The sequence below is a fragment of the Candidatus Beckwithbacteria bacterium genome, assembly GCA_026397255.1.
Lineage (GTDB): Bacteria > Patescibacteriota > Microgenomatia > UBA1400 > CG1-02-47-37 > JAPLVF01.
The window spans coordinates 1-15,049 of record JAPLVF010000006.1; the positions used below are offsets into that span (position 1 = coordinate 1).

15 protein-coding genes and 3 tRNA genes are annotated in these 15,049 nt (G+C 42.4%); 16 read left to right on the forward strand and 2 right to left on the reverse strand.

Annotated features, from left to right (window positions below; all coding sequences use genetic code 11):
* The first annotated feature begins 112 nt into the window (after window positions 1-112).
* From NTZ93_00755 to NTZ93_00770, 4 genes are all read left to right on the forward strand, one after another.
* Window positions 113-2,443 carry a type IV secretion system DNA-binding domain-containing protein gene (locus tag NTZ93_00755; GenBank protein ID MCX6816388.1) on the forward strand — a complete coding sequence of 777 codons (2,331 nt, stop codon included), beginning with the start codon at window positions 113-115 and terminating at the stop codon, window positions 2,441-2,443.
* A 37-nt stretch (window positions 2,444-2,480) separates the two neighbouring features.
* Entirely contained in the window at window positions 2,481-3,521 is a 1,041-nt protein-coding gene (locus NTZ93_00760; GenBank protein MCX6816389.1) for a hypothetical protein, read from the forward strand.
* 20 nt (window positions 3,522-3,541) lie between these two features.
* Window positions 3,542-3,615, forward strand: a tRNA-Ile gene (locus NTZ93_00765).
* Between the two features lie 31 nt (window positions 3,616-3,646).
* Window positions 3,647-4,630 (forward strand): protein kinase, encoded by a 984-nt coding sequence (locus NTZ93_00770; GenBank protein MCX6816390.1) that lies wholly within the window; start codon window positions 3,647-3,649, stop codon window positions 4,628-4,630.
* Here NTZ93_00770 and NTZ93_00775 read toward each other — a convergent pair.
* Window positions 4,627-5,484, reverse strand: a complete 858-nt coding sequence (locus NTZ93_00775) for a tyrosine-type recombinase/integrase (GenBank protein MCX6816391.1) — start codon at window positions 5,482-5,484, stop codon at window positions 4,627-4,629. The genes NTZ93_00770 and NTZ93_00775 overlap by 4 nt on opposite strands.
* A gap of 32 nt (window positions 5,485-5,516) precedes the next feature.
* On the opposite strand from NTZ93_00775, the gene NTZ93_00780 reads away from it, so the two are divergent.
* From NTZ93_00780 to NTZ93_00790, 3 genes are all read left to right on the forward strand, one after another.
* Window positions 5,517-5,879, forward strand: coding sequence for a septum formation initiator family protein (locus NTZ93_00780; protein MCX6816392.1), 363 nt, complete (start codon window positions 5,517-5,519; stop codon window positions 5,877-5,879).
* Window positions 5,880-5,890: 11 nt separating this feature from the next.
* Window positions 5,891-6,595: a cytidylate kinase-like family protein gene (locus tag NTZ93_00785; GenBank protein ID MCX6816393.1), complete on the forward strand. Its 705-nt coding sequence runs from the start codon at window positions 5,891-5,893 to the stop codon at window positions 6,593-6,595.
* 182 nt (window positions 6,596-6,777) lie between these two features.
* Window positions 6,778-6,850, forward strand: a tRNA-Met gene (locus tag NTZ93_00790).
* Here the strand turns inward: NTZ93_00790 and NTZ93_00795 are convergent.
* The gene (locus NTZ93_00795; GenBank protein ID MCX6816394.1) at window positions 6,848-7,156 is read right to left on the reverse strand and encodes an RNHCP domain-containing protein; all 309 of its coding nucleotides are present in this window, start codon (window positions 7,154-7,156) and stop codon (window positions 6,848-6,850) included. The two genes, NTZ93_00790 and NTZ93_00795, sit on opposite strands and share 3 nt — an antisense overlap.
* A 245-nt stretch (window positions 7,157-7,401) precedes the next feature.
* Here NTZ93_00795 and NTZ93_00800 point away from each other — a divergent pair.
* The 9 genes from NTZ93_00800 to NTZ93_00840 all read left to right on the forward strand — a co-directional run bounded on the left by NTZ93_00800 (window position 7,402) and on the right by NTZ93_00840 (window position 15,049).
* A tRNA-Trp gene (locus NTZ93_00800) sits at window positions 7,402-7,474 on the forward strand.
* A gap of 76 nt (window positions 7,475-7,550) precedes the next feature.
* The gene (gene trpS / locus NTZ93_00805; protein MCX6816395.1) at window positions 7,551-8,579 is read left to right on the forward strand and encodes a tryptophan--tRNA ligase; all 1,029 of its coding nucleotides are present in this window, start codon (window positions 7,551-7,553) and stop codon (window positions 8,577-8,579) included.
* 110 nt (window positions 8,580-8,689) lie between these two features.
* A complete protein-coding gene (locus NTZ93_00810) occupies window positions 8,690-9,943 on the forward strand; it encodes a TrpB-like pyridoxal phosphate-dependent enzyme (protein ID MCX6816396.1) in 1,254 nt (417 codons plus the stop codon).
* A complete protein-coding gene (locus tag NTZ93_00815; protein ID MCX6816397.1) occupies window positions 9,940-10,332 on the forward strand; it encodes a ParB N-terminal domain-containing protein in 393 nt (130 codons plus the stop codon). Before NTZ93_00810 ends, NTZ93_00815 begins: the two co-directional genes overlap by 4 nt.
* 6 nt (window positions 10,333-10,338) lie before the next feature.
* Entirely contained in the window at window positions 10,339-10,659 is a 321-nt protein-coding gene (locus tag NTZ93_00820; GenBank protein MCX6816398.1) for a hypothetical protein, read from the forward strand.
* 18 nt (window positions 10,660-10,677) lie between these two features.
* Window positions 10,678-12,549, forward strand: a complete 1,872-nt coding sequence (ftsH, locus tag NTZ93_00825; GenBank protein ID MCX6816399.1) for an ATP-dependent zinc metalloprotease FtsH — start codon at window positions 10,678-10,680, stop codon at window positions 12,547-12,549.
* Window positions 12,546-12,950: a potassium channel family protein gene (locus tag NTZ93_00830; protein ID MCX6816400.1), complete on the forward strand. Its 405-nt coding sequence runs from the start codon at window positions 12,546-12,548 to the stop codon at window positions 12,948-12,950. The genes ftsH and NTZ93_00830 overlap by 4 nt, the downstream gene beginning before the upstream one ends.
* A 56-nt stretch (window positions 12,951-13,006) precedes the next feature.
* The gene (locus NTZ93_00835; GenBank protein MCX6816401.1) at window positions 13,007-14,128 is read left to right on the forward strand and encodes a hypothetical protein; all 1,122 of its coding nucleotides are present in this window, start codon (window positions 13,007-13,009) and stop codon (window positions 14,126-14,128) included.
* A gap of 15 nt (window positions 14,129-14,143) precedes the next feature.
* Complete coding sequence (locus NTZ93_00840) at window positions 14,144-15,049, forward strand: hypothetical protein (GenBank protein MCX6816402.1); 906 nt, start codon at window positions 14,144-14,146, stop codon at window positions 15,047-15,049.

The window sequence follows — 15,049 nt, forward strand, 5'->3', positions numbered from 1 at the left end:
AAGTAGAAAAAGGCTTACGTCATAAAATTATTGACAGCGTTAGGTGGTTGGCCGAATGGTGTATTAGAATGATTAAGATGTTCGGGGTAAAAGTGGCCTATAGGAGAAAATAATGGACCAAATTAATATTTTAATTGAACAAGCAAAATATTTAGTGTTGATTGCCTTTTTATTAGGTTTGGGAATCGTGGGTTTGGTGGGATTTTTGTATGTTTTGGCCCAATACTGGAAACATAAAGACAGGGAAAAAAGATCATTAGAGTTTGTGGTACTTCAGGTGGCGGTGCCCAGAGACAATGAAGTCAAGATTGACGCGGCGGAACAAATGTTTGCCTCGATGGCCAGCTTAAAAAAAGGCGGCGGGCTGTTGGGCTTTTTAAAACCGTGCGATCACTTGAGTTTTGAGATTGTCGCCAAAAAAGAAGACATCAGATTTTACGTGTCAGTTCCCAATAAATTGCGGGATATGGTGGAGAAACAGATTAATGGAACTTATCCGGGCGCGGACGTGAAAGAGGTGGATGAGTACAATATTTTTACTGATTACGGCAAGGTGGCATTCGCGGCTTTAAAGCTGAATAACGCGCCATTTTATCCTGCCCAGATTTACAAAGATTTGCCGGTGGATCCGTTAAGCTCGATCACGGCTGGGTTAGCGAAGATGGGTGATAACGAAGGAGCGGTGATGCAGGTGTTGATTACCCGGGCGGACAAAAAATGGCAGAAAGCAGGACGAAGTTATATTTCCAAGACTAAAAAAGCCGAGTCGGACCCGGAAAAAGCCAAGTATAACGTGGACCCGAAGACTTACGAGCAGATTGAAAATAAATGTTCTAAACCGGGGTTTGAAACGACCATTAGATTGGTGGTTTCATCGACCACTAAAGAATCGGCAGAGGCGCATTTGTCAAATTTAGTTTCGGCTTTTTCCCAGTTTAATTCCGACCACAACAGTTTTGAGAGGGCGAAAATCCACTTAAAGAAATTATTCATGGTGGATTTTATTTACCGCTATCTGCCGTTATTCGGGTCAAACACGATTTTGTCAACGGAAGAGCTAGCGACGATTTTTCACTTTCCCAACAAAACAATTGAGACACCGCACATTTTTTGGTTGTCAGCCAAGCGGGCGCCGGCGCCGGCCTTGATTCCAAGAACGGGATTGTATTTGGGGAAAAGCGTGTACCGAGGAGTGGCCCGGCCGGTGTGTATTACTGATGACGATCGATTAAGACACGTTTATATTATCGGAAAAACCGGGGTGGGTAAGTCTGAGCTATTGACGGATATGATTATGCAGGATATCCGGGCCGGAAAAGGCGTTTGTTTTATCGATCCGCACGATACCGTGGAAAAGATTTTGGAAATGATTCCGCCGGAGCGGGCAGAAGACGTGATTTATTTTAATCCGAGTGATACCCAGCGGCCGATGGCCCTGAATATGCTGGAAGCCAATACCGAAGAGGAAAAACATTTTGTGACCACTTCAATCGTGGGGTTGATGTACAAACTGTACGATCCGCATAAAACCGGCATTATCGGGCCGCGGTTTGAACACGCAATCAGAAATGCCATGCTGACGGTAATGAGCGATCCGGGCAGCACGTTTATTGAAGTGGTGCGGTGTTTGACCGATGCTAGGTATGTGCAGGAAATTTTACCGCGAGTAAAAGACCCGATTGTCCGGCGTTACTGGACTGACCAAATTGCCCAGACTTCCGATTTTCATAAATCAGAAGTTTTGGATTACATTGTGTCGAAGTTTGGCCGCTTTGTGACTAATAAAATGATGCGAAATATTATTGGTCAAAGTCAGAGCGCGTTTAGTTTTAGAAAAGTAATGGATGAGGGAAAGATTTTGTTAATTAACTTGGCTAAGGGTAGAATCGGGGAAGAAAACAGCCAATTTTTAGGCTTAATTTTAGTGCCAAAAATTTTAATGGCAGCGATGAGCCGGCAGAACATTCCGGAAGAGCAGAGACGGCCGTTTTACATTTACGTGGATGAGTTTCAAAACTTTGCCACGCCGGATTTTGCCCAGATTTTGTCGGAAGCGAGAAAGTTCGGTTTGGGGTTGACGGTAGCCAATCAGTTTATCGGCCAGATGGAAGAAGAGGTAAAGAACGCGATTTTCGGCAACGTAGGCACTTTAATTTCTTTCCGGGTGGGGGTGACGGACGCTAATTATTTGGAACACGAGTATCAGCCGACGTTTAGCGAAACGGATTTAATTAATGTGGAGCGGTTTAACGCTTATGTCAAAACGATTGTGAATAATGAACCGGTGCCGGCGTTTTCCATGGATTTAACGAAAGATATGACTAAAGCTAAAGAAGCCAGAAGTTTGAAAATGGCGGAGATGGTAAAGCAGTTGTCACGGCTAAAATACGCTAAAGATATGAATGTGGTGGAGGCGGAGATTACTCAAAGAGCAAAATTATAGGATTGATTTTCTTCTTTATTGAGCCTATAATACTAGAATGATGGTAGAAGCTAAAAATTTATCGACAATAATCGCTGAAAGGGATGAGGCCTCGCAGTATTATTATTTATTAGAATCAGTGTCCCCTTTATCAGAAAAAATACAAAAAGAGAGGCAAAAACGGTTAGTGGTTTGCGGGGTTTTTGACCAGTGTCCATTATTAATGGAATTTATCGATAAATTAGGCTTTACAACTGTTTCTTCAACAGAGATGATAGGAGTAAATCCAAAAACTCCTCTTTTGATCGCATTTCCACGTAATGCCTTTATTCAACTGGGAACAACAATAGTTGCTAGATCAAACATAAATGCTGATTATTTAGAAATTGCTTTAAGAAGAAATATTGAGACTTTGGGAGGAAATCCTGATAAATTGCGATTAGTAAGAGATGATTATTTGGGTAACGGTGGTCGGTTTATGGCAGAGGCAGGTTTGGTAGTGGGTCCGGAAGATTATTTTCTTCTTGAGCACGTGCAGAGAATCTTGGATCAGGCTGGCTGTGAGGGTAAGAATAGAATTGCCCTGCCTTGGCCTTCAATGAATGATTATTCTTCTTGGTTAAGTAGTAAAAAGTCAGATGAATATTTTGAGAGATTAATAGAATGGTTGCCGGAATGGAAAATCGGGCAGTTAAAATTCAATTATACTTATAAAATAAGAGCCTCCTATCCTGATTTAGATCTTTTTGTTGGGGTTGGGGTTGATGCTGTAGGCAAGCCAGGAATTTTATTAGACGATATGTATGCAGAGATTTATCCTGAGGCTATCGAGGCGGCAAGTAGTAGAGTAGCAGTTTACAGAGTTAATCCTTTTGAAGCGAACCGTTTTCTTAGTTGCAATTTTTTCTCGGTGGGGAAGTCAATTGATGGTCGGGTGGCGTTAACAGTAGAGGGAGCTGAGGTAACTCAAGAAACATTAATACAAAATTTTGGCTACAGAAATGTTTTTGGTTTTCCGATTGAGTGGGTAGTTGATAAAGTACATGGGGCAGCGTTTCATTGTCGATTCAACGTAGTTGATTTAAGCGTGTTTAAATAAAATGGTAAAATAGGGAATTCAGGCCGGTAGCTCAGCTGGTTAGAGCGTCAAGCTTATACCTTGAATGTCGAGGGTTCGAATCCTTCCCGGCCTACATTTTATTTATTTTCCTGCCCAAAAAATTTATGGCTCAGGAAATTTTTTTACCAAGTCTGGGGATTAATTGCCGCGGCGAGGCATTGACTGAAAATATTGTCCACTCCTTCATTAAGGGAATTGGTTTACCAGAAAAAGAAAATAATTTGGTTTTACTTTCTGATCAAAGATTCAGGCTAAAAAAAGAAATTGTTCTGAATTCTTTGGTTGATGATCAGGAAAGTTTATTAGGGTCAGGGGCATATTCTTGGATAATTCCTGGTTATGACAATGAAACAAAAAGAGAAGTGGCCTTAAAAATGATGAAGTGGTCTTTTGCCAATGATGATTCTGTGGTTGAAGGCTTTGCCAGAGAGGCTAGATTGATGTTGGCATTAGACCATCCAAACATTTTACCTATTTATGGTTTAACGGTGATTAATGTTTATGTTAAAGCTATTCCGGCAATCATTATGGAAAAAGCCGATGGTAATTTACAAGACGAGAGGAATTTGAGCCCGCAATTAATTAGCGAAGCAGTTTTAAGCATTGCCGGAGTTTTGGATTATTTAAAGGAGAAAAAAGTAGTCTATGCGGATGTTTGTCCGTCAAATATTTTAATAAAAGAAAAAAATTTTTTTCTGGGAGATTTTGGTTCATCCATTGATTTATCTGGGGTCGATAGAATTTTAAGTCATTGGGATTATGCTTCTCCGGAATTGATGAGATGTTCGACGGGTTGTATGGGGGGAAGACGGGCTTACCCTCATGACCTTGTCCAGGCCGACCAGCATGCTTTGGCCGCCATGGCCTTTGAACTTTTAACCCAAGAAAGCTCGATGATTATTTGGAGGACTTTGGGTGGTGAGGGGGCAACGGAACATCGCGAGCCAAACATTGTTTTAAATTCCGCCGGCCGGCTCGATCCAGAAATTTATCGGGTATTATCTAAGGCGACTAGCTATGATCATAAAAACCGTTATGGGAGTTGTGTTGACTTTGCTTTAGCGCTAAAAGAAGTAATAGGGGATTAAAGTTCTTCCAGTTTGGCGGGGGAGGCGGTGGGTTTGGTAATAAATTCTAAGTATTTTTCAGTGGTGGATAGCCGTTTATGGCCGGCGAGCTTAGAAATCAAAGTTAACGGTGTGCCGGAGGCCAGCTGGTGGGCAATGAAGGTGTGGCGTAAATCATTAACTTTAGCATTTTTGACACCGGCGATTTTAAAGTAGCGGTCAATGGCGGTGCGGATATTACGGATTAAAAACGGCCGGCCGGTTTTGGTAATAAAAACCTGTTTAACGCGGGCATTAGGGCGGATTTTAAGATAGCTAGAAAGGGCGGCTTGGGCGACTTTATTCAAAGGCACTTCCCGACGAGAATGAGATTCAAAAGGTTTAATATCTAATTTGTCGGTGTCGATATCTTCCAGCTTTAGGTTGGCTAATTCACTGATGCGGATTCCGGTTTGCAGGAGGATTTCGACAATAGCATAAAGCCGGATATCTTCGCGGCAAACATCGCGTAAACTCCGGTACTCCATTTTGCTCAAAATCCGGGGCGGCTTAATTTCGTATTTGGGGTGAGTGACGCCGGCGGCGGGGTTGTCTTTAATTAACCCCAGACTAACCAGAAAACGGCAGAAGGTCTTAATGGAATTTAATTTTCTGGAGACGGACTTGGCGGTGTAAATATCGCCGGTGAGGCTGGTTTTAAAAGCTTCAATAACCGTGAAGGTAAGTTCTTGTGGTTGGGAAATCTTTTGTTTGGCAGAAAATTGAATCAGCTGATCAACGTCTTTGTTGTATGCTAAAATAGTCGAGGTGGAGCGGCCTTTTTTCTTAAGATCAACAATAAAATTTTCCCGGGCAGAAGTAAGGTCCGTAATCATAGAGTGGCTTATAATATCAATAAGGAGGATTAATGTCAACAGGTAAGAAGAGAATTTTTGTTTATTTAATCATGATTTTAAGCGTAACGATTTCGGTGAAACTGATTAAAGATATTATTAAATTAAAGGCGGCGGATAAGAGAATAATTGAAGCAGAACAGGGATTGACAAAGGCAAAAAATGAACAAGAACAATTAAAACAGAAATTAGCGGAATCAACTCAAGGAGATTGGTGGGAAAAACAAGTCAGAAATGTTCTGAATATGGCCCGGCCAGGAGAAGAGGTGGTGGTGGTACCGGAGGAGGTGGGAAAAGTAACAGAGGTAACAAAAGTAATAAAAGTAGAAGAAGAATTAACTAATTGGCAAAAGTGGTGGCAGGTTTTTAGTAAATGATATAATAAAATATGGGGTTATTTGATAATTTGATCGGTCAATATGTAAAGAGACGGGAATTTGTGTCGAAGGAAATAGAGGGAGTGGATGAAACGAGCAGGAAAGTTAAAATAAGGCCGTTTATTACAATTTCGAGGGAATCGGGCAGCGGCGGGAAACCAATCGCCCAGTTAGTCGCCAAAAAATTAAAATACAAATTTTACAACAAAAAATTAATTGATTTGACTGCCAAAGAAACCAAAAAGAGACAGGCTTTAATTGCTTCTTTAGACGAAAAGGACAGGGGAATGGTGGAAGATTTGGTTTATTCTTTATTAAGTCCGGATTATGTTGACGAGGAAACGTATTTTAAGCATTTATGCCATGTAATTTTAACTGTCGCCAGGAAAGGGAATTGCGTAATTTTGGGTAGGGGGGCAAACTTTATTACCGGCGGTTACGGCGGTTTGCACGTTCGGATTGAGGCGCCATTTTTGGTGCGGTCCGGCTATACGGCCCAGTACGAAAAACTATCGATTTATGAAGCCCGGGAAAGAATGCAGAGACTTGATAAAGAGAGAAAAAAGTTTATCCAAGAACATTTTGGCAAAGATCCGTCGAATCCTAATTATTATGATTTGGTGATTAACACCACCTATTTAAATATTGCCCAGGCGGCAGAAATTATTTTAACGGCGTTTAAAAATAAGTTTCCGGACTGGAAAAATTACAGATAAATTGGTAGAATAACCCTTGTTCTTTGATATAGCGGGTGGGAGGTAAGTATCTCGTGAGGCTCATAATCTCACTTAATCTGGGAGCGTTACCCAGAACCCGCTACCAAGTTACCTAAGTCCGCTTTTTGAGCGGATTTTTGGTAAAATAGAAGGATCGCCGCCGCTAAGGCTATGGCGATCGAGGCAGGGTAGCTCAGTTGGTAGAGCACGGGATTCATAAACCCGCGGTCGCGAGTTCAATTCTCGCCCCTGCTACTTTATCGGTTTGGTGGAGAGTTCGATCAGTTTTTCTTTATTGTCTTCCGGATCAGTTTTGTTGCGGGTGATTTTGCGGCACAAATGGCATTGGTGAAAGATAATGTAGCGGCCATTTTTAATTTGGACGCCAATAGGTTTCATTAAGGTTTGACATTTGGAAGCGCGGTCGCCGGGAAATTGATCATCAACGTGTTTGGAATACAGACAGTTGGGGCAGTGGTTGGTGTAGCCGGTGCCGTGGGTAATTTGGCCGCAGAATTCGCAGATAAAATCTTCATCGACTTTGGTAAAATGTTTGAGCATAGTTTGACTAATTCTATTTTAGTGCTAAAATACCAATATTGACAATTTAATTAAATCCGTTGATCCGAAGGGTTGGAATCGGGGAGGAGCGCAAGAATATGCGCCGGAGGCGAAACCGTATCTGCAGTACCGCGTTGGGTACGCAGCAAGAAAGACAGCAGCGAGTGTCGTAAATCAACGGAGCTCGTCATGAATGAGGTTGACTCATTTGTTTTGACGAATCCGCCGTGGGCGGATTTTTTTGTAGGGGTGTAGCTTAAATGGGAGAGCGTCCGTCTCCAAAACGGAAGGTTGTAGGTTCGAAGCCTACCATCCCTGCCTATGAAAAATATTATTAAAAAGATAATATAAAAGGAGAGCCCCACTTTGCTAAAAGCTACGCGGGGTAAAAAATATGAAAAGTAAATACTCGATTTTAACCGGGATAACTCCGTCAGGAAGCGGGGAGATTCATATTGGGAATTATTTTGGAGCAGTCGTGCCGTTTTTAGATTTGCAGAAGAATGCTGATAAAGTTTATTTTTTTATTGCCGACTTGCATGCTTTAACGACAATTCAGGATAAAACCCAGCTGCAAAGAAATGTAGAAAATCAGGTTTTATCTTACTTGGCCTGCGGACTAGACCCGAAAAAGGTGGTGTTTTACCGCCAGTCAGATATTGGTTTACATCCGGAATTACAGTGTATTTTAAATAACGTGACGCCTTTAGGCTTAATTAAACGCTGTCATGCCTATAAAGATAAATTGCAAAAAGGCTTTGATGAAGAAAAGGTAAATATGGGCCTGTTTAATTATCCGATTTTAATGGCGGCGGATATTTTGATGTACGAGCCGGATTATGTGCCGGTCGGTGATGATCAAAGGCAGCACATTGAGATTGCTCGAGATATTGCCGGATATTTTAATCAGGTTTTTGGCCAGACGTTTAAATTGCCGGATATTTATAATGTCAAAGAAACAGCTCGACTAGTGGGTACGGACGGGACAAGGAAAATGAGCAAAAGTTTAAATAATTATATTTCTGTTTTTGAAAGCGAAGATAAAATTACCAAGCAAATCATGAGTTGTTTTACTGATCCAAAGAGAATCAGGTCGACTGATCTTGGCCGCGTCGAGGGAAATCCGATTTTTATTTACCATGATTTAGTGAATGAAGATAAAGAAGAAGTGGCAGATTTAAAGCAAAGATATAAAGTTGGTAAAGTGGGGGATGTAGAAGTAAAAGAGAAACTATTAAAGGCTTTATTAAAAAGATTTGATAAAGAGAGAAAGAATTATCAAGATTTAAAAAATAATCCGGAAAAAATTAAAGAGATTTTGCAAATGGGGGCAAAAAAAGCCAGAGAGCAGGCAGAGAAAAAGATGGCGGAAGTGAGAGAGAAAATAGGAATTACTAATAAATATTCGTTTTTCAAATATTGATATGAGATTTTTTAGATGGTGGTTGGGAACATATTTATGGCGGGCTAAAACGTAGCTAAAATTTTTATTATTAAATTTTAATCCCCGCCACAGAGCGGGGTTTTTACAATATGAAACAAGTACAGCATTTTTTAAATATCAATTATTACCTCAAGAAATATTTGGGGGAGTTAGCGGAACCGGCGTTAAATCCGGGAACAAAGCAGCCGATTAAACCGGAAGATTTGGCCGCGATTTTCCCGATGGAGCTGATCAGGCAGGAAGCGACTTTAGACGAGTTTGTCGAGATTCCTGATGAGGTAGCGGCAATTTACCAAAAATATCGAGCAACGCCTTTGGTGCGGGCAAGGGGGTTAGAAAAATATTTAAAAACCCCGGCGCGGATTTATTACAAAAATGAGAGCGTGACTTTGTCCGGCAGCCATAAAATTAATACGGCGATTCCTCAAGCGTATTACAACCAAAAAGAGGGGATAAAACGGTTAGCGACCGAGACCGGTGCTGGTCAGTGGGGTTCGGCCCTGGCGATGGCTTGCAGCTTATTTGGTCTGAAATGCCTGATTTTTATGGTTAAGGTCTCTTTTGAACAAAAGCCGCAGCGGCAAACAATCATGAGGTTTTTCGGGGCGGAAGTTTTTGCCAGCCCGTCAATGAAGACCCAAGCCGGCCGGAAGTTTTTGCTAAAAAACCCAAAGACAACCGGGAGTTTGGGGATGGCGATTTCTGAAGCGATTGAGGTGGCGGCACAAGACAAAACCACCAATTATGCGCTGGGCAGTGTACTAAATCACGTTTTATTGCACCAGACGATTATTGGTCAGGAAGCCAGGCAGCAGTTAAAAGATTACGGGGAAAAGCCGGATGTGGTCATCGGTTGCTGCGGTGGCGGGTCGAATTTTAGCGGTTTGGCGTTTCCGTTTTTGGCGGACCAATTAGCCGGAAAGGCTAAGGGAATTAGATCAATGACTAAAGGAGAGTACCGTTATGATTTCGGCGACACTGGCCAAATGACGCCGCTTTTGAAAATGGAAACTTTAGGAGCGGATTTTGTGCCTAGCCCTATTCATGCCGGAGGATTGCGTTATCACGGCATTGCGCCGATTTTGGCCTTTTTACACCAAAAAGGACTGATGGAGGCGAAAGCTTATAGTCAGTTGAGTGTGTTTAAGGCAGCCCAGATTTTTGCTCAAGCTGAAGGGATTATTCCGGCGCCGGAAACCAGTCATGCCATAAAGGTCGTAATTGACGAAGCCCTGCGTTGTAAAAGGCAGAAGCAGGAAGAAGTAATAATTTTTAACTTTTCCGGCCATGGTTTGTTGGACCTTAAGGGTTATGAAGATTTTTTGTCAGGAAAACTAAAATGAGACAAGGGGTAAGGTTGGTGGCGATTGATAAACTGCGGGCCCACGAGGAAGTGAGCCCGCAGCGGTTGGCGTTAGTGATGAGTTTGATTAATCAAAAAGGAATAATCGTTAATCCGGTAATAATCGATAAAAAAACCAGAATAATTTTGGATGGTCATCATCGGGTAGAGAGTTTGAAAAGATTGGGGTATAGGTTGGTTCCGGCAATGAGCGTGGATTATTTTTCCGATCAAGTCAGGGTATATTCCAGGAGAAGAAACATGAGAATATTTAAAGAAAAAGTGGTGGCAGCCGCCTTGAAAAAACAGGTTTTTCCTCAAAAAACGACCAGGCATTTAATTAAAAACAGAATTAGAGGGGTGAAAATAAAATTAAATCAGTTAAAATAGGAAAATATGGCTACGATTGATGATTTTGGCAAAATTGAGATTAGGGTGGGAAAAGTGGTTAAGGCTGAAGACGTGGCAGAGAGTAGAAAATTGATTAGATTAACAGTGGAGATTGGGGAAAAGAAACCGCGAACGATATTTACCGGAGTAAAAGGTTATGGTTACACCGGGGCGGATTTTCAGGATAAAAAATTCTTGTTTGTGACGAATTTAGAGCCGAAGAAAATTATGGAAGAGGAAAGTCAGGGGATGATATTAGCGGTGGGCGACGATAAGCCAATATTTATTGAAGTGAATGATTTAGCGGTGGGGGCGAAGGTAAGATAAGTGTGATAAAATCTTTCCATGGCAGAGAAAGAAGATTTAAACAAAATCAAGAAAGCAATTGAGAAGCAGACCGGGACCAAGGTAAAGATGGTTAAGTTGGGCTTTAACCCTAAAAGACTGGTAATTTGGCTGATAGTGCTGTTTTTGGTGTTGCCGTTTCTGGTGTCGCTTTTTTCCGGGCCGCTGCCGACAGAAACGATAGGGTTGAGCCAATTATTAACAGATATTAAGGCCGGAAAAGTGGAGAAGGTTCAAGTAGAAGAGGAAAAAATATTAATTCAATACAAAGATAAAACAGGATTGGTGGAGTCCAGAAAAGATGCCAATGAAGGCTTTGTGGATATTTTAAACAAATCGGGGATTGATCCGACGACGGTAAATTTTGAAAATAAAGATACTTCAGTCACTAAGGCTTGGGCGAATATTTTGGAAATCTTATTACCGGTGGTGTTGACAGGTGTGATTTTCCTATATTTATTTAAGCAGGCGAGAGGGGCTCAAGACGGCATATTCAGTTTTGGCCGGTCGAAAGCGAAGTTATTTATGAAGGGGAAACAAAATGTCACTTTTAAAGATGTAGCCGGAGTGGATGAAGCCAAAAAAGAATTGGAAGAAATTGTGGACTTTTTGAAACATCCGAAAAAATATACTTCAATGGGGGCGCGGACACCCAAAGGGGTAATTTTAGTGGGTCCGTCGGGAGTGGGTAAAACTTTATTGGCCCGGGCAGTGGCCGGCGAGGCAGGGGTCACTTTCTTTTCTATGGCCGGAAGCGAGTTTATGGAAATGTTGGTGGGAGTAGGAGCCAGCCGAGTACGAGACTTGTTCGATAGTGCTAAAAAGAAAGCCCCAGCAATCATTTTTATTGACGAAATTGACGCAATCGGCAGGCAAAGATCCCGGGCTTTGACCGGCGGACACGATGAAAGAGAGCAGACTTTAAACCAGATTTTAGTGGAGATGGATGGGTTTTCACCGAATGAACAGGTGATTGTGATGGCGGCGACCAACCGGGGAGATTTGTTGGATCCGGCGTTGGTGAGACCGGGGCGGTTTGACCGCAGGATTATTTTAGATATGCCGGACATTGACGGGAGAAAACAGATTATTAAAATCCACAGTCAAAGGAAGCCATTTGATAGTCATGTTGATTGGGATAAATTAGCCAAGCGGACAATCGGGTTTTCCGGCGCGGATTTGGAAAATATGTTGAACGAAGCGGCAATTGCGGCAGCGAGAGTGAGTAAAAAGGCGATTGATATGAAAGACCTGGAAGAGGCGGCTTTGAAAGTAAAGTTAGGGCCGGAGAAGAAATTAAAACAGACAAAAAATGATTTGGAAATGACAGCTTTTCATGAGGCCGGTCATGCGGTGACGTCTTATTATTTGCCGAAAATGGATCCGGTGCATAGAATTTCGATAGTGTCGCGCGGCGGAGCGTTAGGGCACACTTTAATTCCGCCGAAAGCCGATCGGTATACCGAGACAAAGTCGCATTTATTGGCGCAGATCACTTCGCTTTTAGGCGGGAGAACAGCGGAAAAATTGATTTTTAACGAATTAACCGGCGGGGCGGCCAGTGATATTACCCGAGCGTCGGATTTGGCGCGGGCAATGGTGGTAAAGATGGGAATGAGCGATTTGGGGCCGATTAGCTTAGGGGCGGGAGTGGATATTTCTGAATTGGGAATGGCCTGGTATGAACCAGAACAAATTTCTCAAGACATGATGGCGAAGGTAGATGAAGAAGTCAAGAAAATTATTGATAGCTGTGGAAAAAAAGCGCAGGAAATTTTAACTAAACATAAAAATAAACTGGAGGTGGTGGCGAAGGAATTATTGAAAAAAGAGACCTTAGAAAGCGAAGATTTTGAAAAATTAATGGCATGAGCAACGTAATTGAAAAAATTGAACACGATAAAAAGTTAAGGCGTTATTTGATGGCTTTAGTTTTGTTGGCCCTCATTTTAGGAGTGTGGGTAGTCAAGTTTGAAAACGGGCATAAAATCAGGACAATTGGTGATGGGTTGTGGTGGGCGTTAACGGCCGTGACCGGCGGGGCGTACGGCGAGTTAGTGCCGATGACTTTAATGGGCCGGTTGATCGGGGCAGTGTTAATGACAGTAGGATTGGTGCTGTTTTCTTTAATTGTGGCAATTTTTGCCTCGAAAATAATGCGTTATGAAGAGAAGTATTGGACAAAGCGGATAAGACTAGAAATGGACTCAATTAACAACAAACTTTATCGGCTGGAACAAAAACTGGACTATTTGATTAAAGAAAAGAAATAAAAAGTGGTAGTATAATAGGAATTGACCTGCCGAAATTTAGCGGCGGGTTTTTTTATATGGGGAGAAGTTTTGACACAGCGGGTGTTACAGGCAGTGAATATATTTACGGGGTTACGGCCGGAGATGTCTTGCGGCAATGGCAGACTCACACCGAAGCCAGCAAGGAGCAGGATCCGATAGTATTGCCCTTGCCCAGACATACTTTTATTGATGGATCGAGCATCGGCGATTTAACCCAATGGAAAGAAAGCGGGTTGTTTGAAGAGGTAAATGGCAGAGGGGTAGTTTTAATTGCTAGTTTAAAAAATGCTAATGCCGCGTTAGACACAATCGGGGCGGCAAGATGGTTAAAGGCTTTTGGGGCGGAAGAAATTATGTTGATGGCCACCAGACTGTATGGTTTAAGGCAGGATAATGTGTTTTCCAACTTGGAAACAGGTGAGACAAGGGTGGAAACGATGACGGCGTTTGACTCAATTAGTCAAATCGCCGATGCGACTGGCTTAGATGGCAGGAGATTAATTAATCGTTTGGTAATCGGTGAAGCCCATTCCCACATAGCTTTTCAAATGGCTTCGGTAAAAAATTTACCCACATTAGGATTAACGGCGTTTCAGTTTATTGCCGATAAAATTGGACTAGCTCAAAGGGTTAAGTCGAACTGGAGAGTTTTGAGCCCTGATTTCAACCGCCATTCTACATCGGTTTTGCTAGCTGAATATTTAGGATTAGACCAGGTTTCATTCCAGAAAGAAAGAGACAGAGAGACAAGGCAAACAAGATTAATAAATCCGGAAGCAGTGGTAAAACAGTTGTGCAGAGAGGGAGTAGATACAGGGGTGATATTTGATGACGAGTTTCAGACGGGACACACAGTTTTCTTGATAACTGATGCGACCAGAGAAGTGTTGAAGAATTTTATTATTTTGGCTTCGCACGCGAATTTTTCCCAAGAGACCATAGAAAATCTTAATAGCTCGAAAATTACGGAGATGATCGTGACCGATGCAATGCGGCCAGATGTGGCAATCAAGCAATTACAGAATGGGGTTAAAGTACAGGTGCTGCCTGTGCAGGAAAGTTTAGCCGTGGTGGCTGGTCAGTTGTGGCGAGCTGATTGGAAAGAGCCCTTAGTGGATGGGTGGCGGTTGGATCCTTGGCTACAATCAGGGATCTGATGTTACAATAGTTTCATGGAAAATAGGTTGGTTTTGATTGACGGACACGCAATGGTATTTAGGGCGTATTATGCATTTCCGGCAACTTTAACTGACAAAGAGGGAAAACAGATTAATGCTGTTTATGGGTTTTCCTCGATGCTTCTGACGATTATTAAAGAACTGCATCCGGAATATATGGCAGTGGCATTTGATATGGATAAGCCGACTTTCCGGCATTTGGAGTTTGTCGGCTATAAAGCCCAGCGGCCGGAAGTGGATGTCGAGTTAACTGATCAGCTGGAGGGGGTGAAAGAAGTGGTGAGGGCTTTAAATATTCCGATTTTTGAGGTCGAGGGGTTTGAGGGAGATGATGTGATTGGGACGCTGGCTGTTCAGGCCAGCAAGACAGAGGGGATTAAGGAAACAGTGATTGTGACCGGAGATAAAGACGCGCTGCAGCTCGTGGATGACGGGAAGGTCCTGGTTTATATTCCTGCCAGGGGAAAAATCCCGGCCAAAATTTATGACGAAGCGGCAGTGGAAGCAAAAATGGGAGTAGAGCCGGAGCAGGTAACAGACTTAAAAGCGTTGATGGGTGATGCCTCGGATAATATTAAGGGGGTAGTAGGAGTCGGGCCGAAAACAGCGGTGGAGCTGGTTAAAAAATACGGGACAGTGGAAAAAATTTATGAACACATTGAAGAGTTGCCGGGGAAATTAAAACAGAGGATGACTGATGGTTTTGAAGAAGCGCACAGGAGTAAGCATTTGGTGACGATTGTAACTGACGTGCCGATCACATTGGATTTAGAGGCTTGCCGGATTTGCGACTATAATCAGAAACAAGCGGCTCAATTATTTGAAAAGTGGAATTTTAAGTCACTGATTAAAAAATTACCAACAGAAGATCATCCAAAAAACCAATTAGACTTGTTTTAG

Coding starts and splice junctions, on each gene's coding strand:
- NTZ93_00820 (MCX6816398.1), top strand. CDS start 10,339: ATGGCTACGATTGATGATTTTGGCAAAATTGAGATTAGGGTGGGAAAA.
- NTZ93_00780 (MCX6816392.1), top strand. CDS start 5,517: ATGTCAACAGGTAAGAAGAGAATTTTTGTTTATTTAATCATGATTTTA.
- NTZ93_00795 (MCX6816394.1), bottom strand. CDS start 7,156: ATGCTCAAACATTTTACCAAAGTCGATGAAGATTTTATCTGCGAATTC.
- NTZ93_00770 (MCX6816390.1), top strand. CDS start 3,647: ATGGCTCAGGAAATTTTTTTACCAAGTCTGGGGATTAATTGCCGCGGC.
- NTZ93_00835 (MCX6816401.1), top strand. CDS start 13,007: ATGGGGAGAAGTTTTGACACAGCGGGTGTTACAGGCAGTGAATATATT.
- NTZ93_00810 (MCX6816396.1), top strand. CDS start 8,690: ATGAAACAAGTACAGCATTTTTTAAATATCAATTATTACCTCAAGAAA.
- NTZ93_00840 (MCX6816402.1), top strand. CDS start 14,144: ATGGAAAATAGGTTGGTTTTGATTGACGGACACGCAATGGTATTTAGG.
- NTZ93_00760 (MCX6816389.1), top strand. CDS start 2,481: ATGATGGTAGAAGCTAAAAATTTATCGACAATAATCGCTGAAAGGGAT.
- NTZ93_00755 (MCX6816388.1), top strand. CDS start 113: ATGGACCAAATTAATATTTTAATTGAACAAGCAAAATATTTAGTGTTG.
- NTZ93_00830 (MCX6816400.1), top strand. CDS start 12,546: ATGAGCAACGTAATTGAAAAAATTGAACACGATAAAAAGTTAAGGCGT.
- NTZ93_00785 (MCX6816393.1), top strand. CDS start 5,891: ATGGGGTTATTTGATAATTTGATCGGTCAATATGTAAAGAGACGGGAA.
- trpS (MCX6816395.1), top strand. CDS start 7,551: ATGAAAAGTAAATACTCGATTTTAACCGGGATAACTCCGTCAGGAAGC.
- ftsH (MCX6816399.1), top strand. CDS start 10,678: ATGGCAGAGAAAGAAGATTTAAACAAAATCAAGAAAGCAATTGAGAAG.
- NTZ93_00815 (MCX6816397.1), top strand. CDS start 9,940: ATGAGACAAGGGGTAAGGTTGGTGGCGATTGATAAACTGCGGGCCCAC.
- NTZ93_00775 (MCX6816391.1), bottom strand. CDS start 5,484: ATGATTACGGACCTTACTTCTGCCCGGGAAAATTTTATTGTTGATCTT.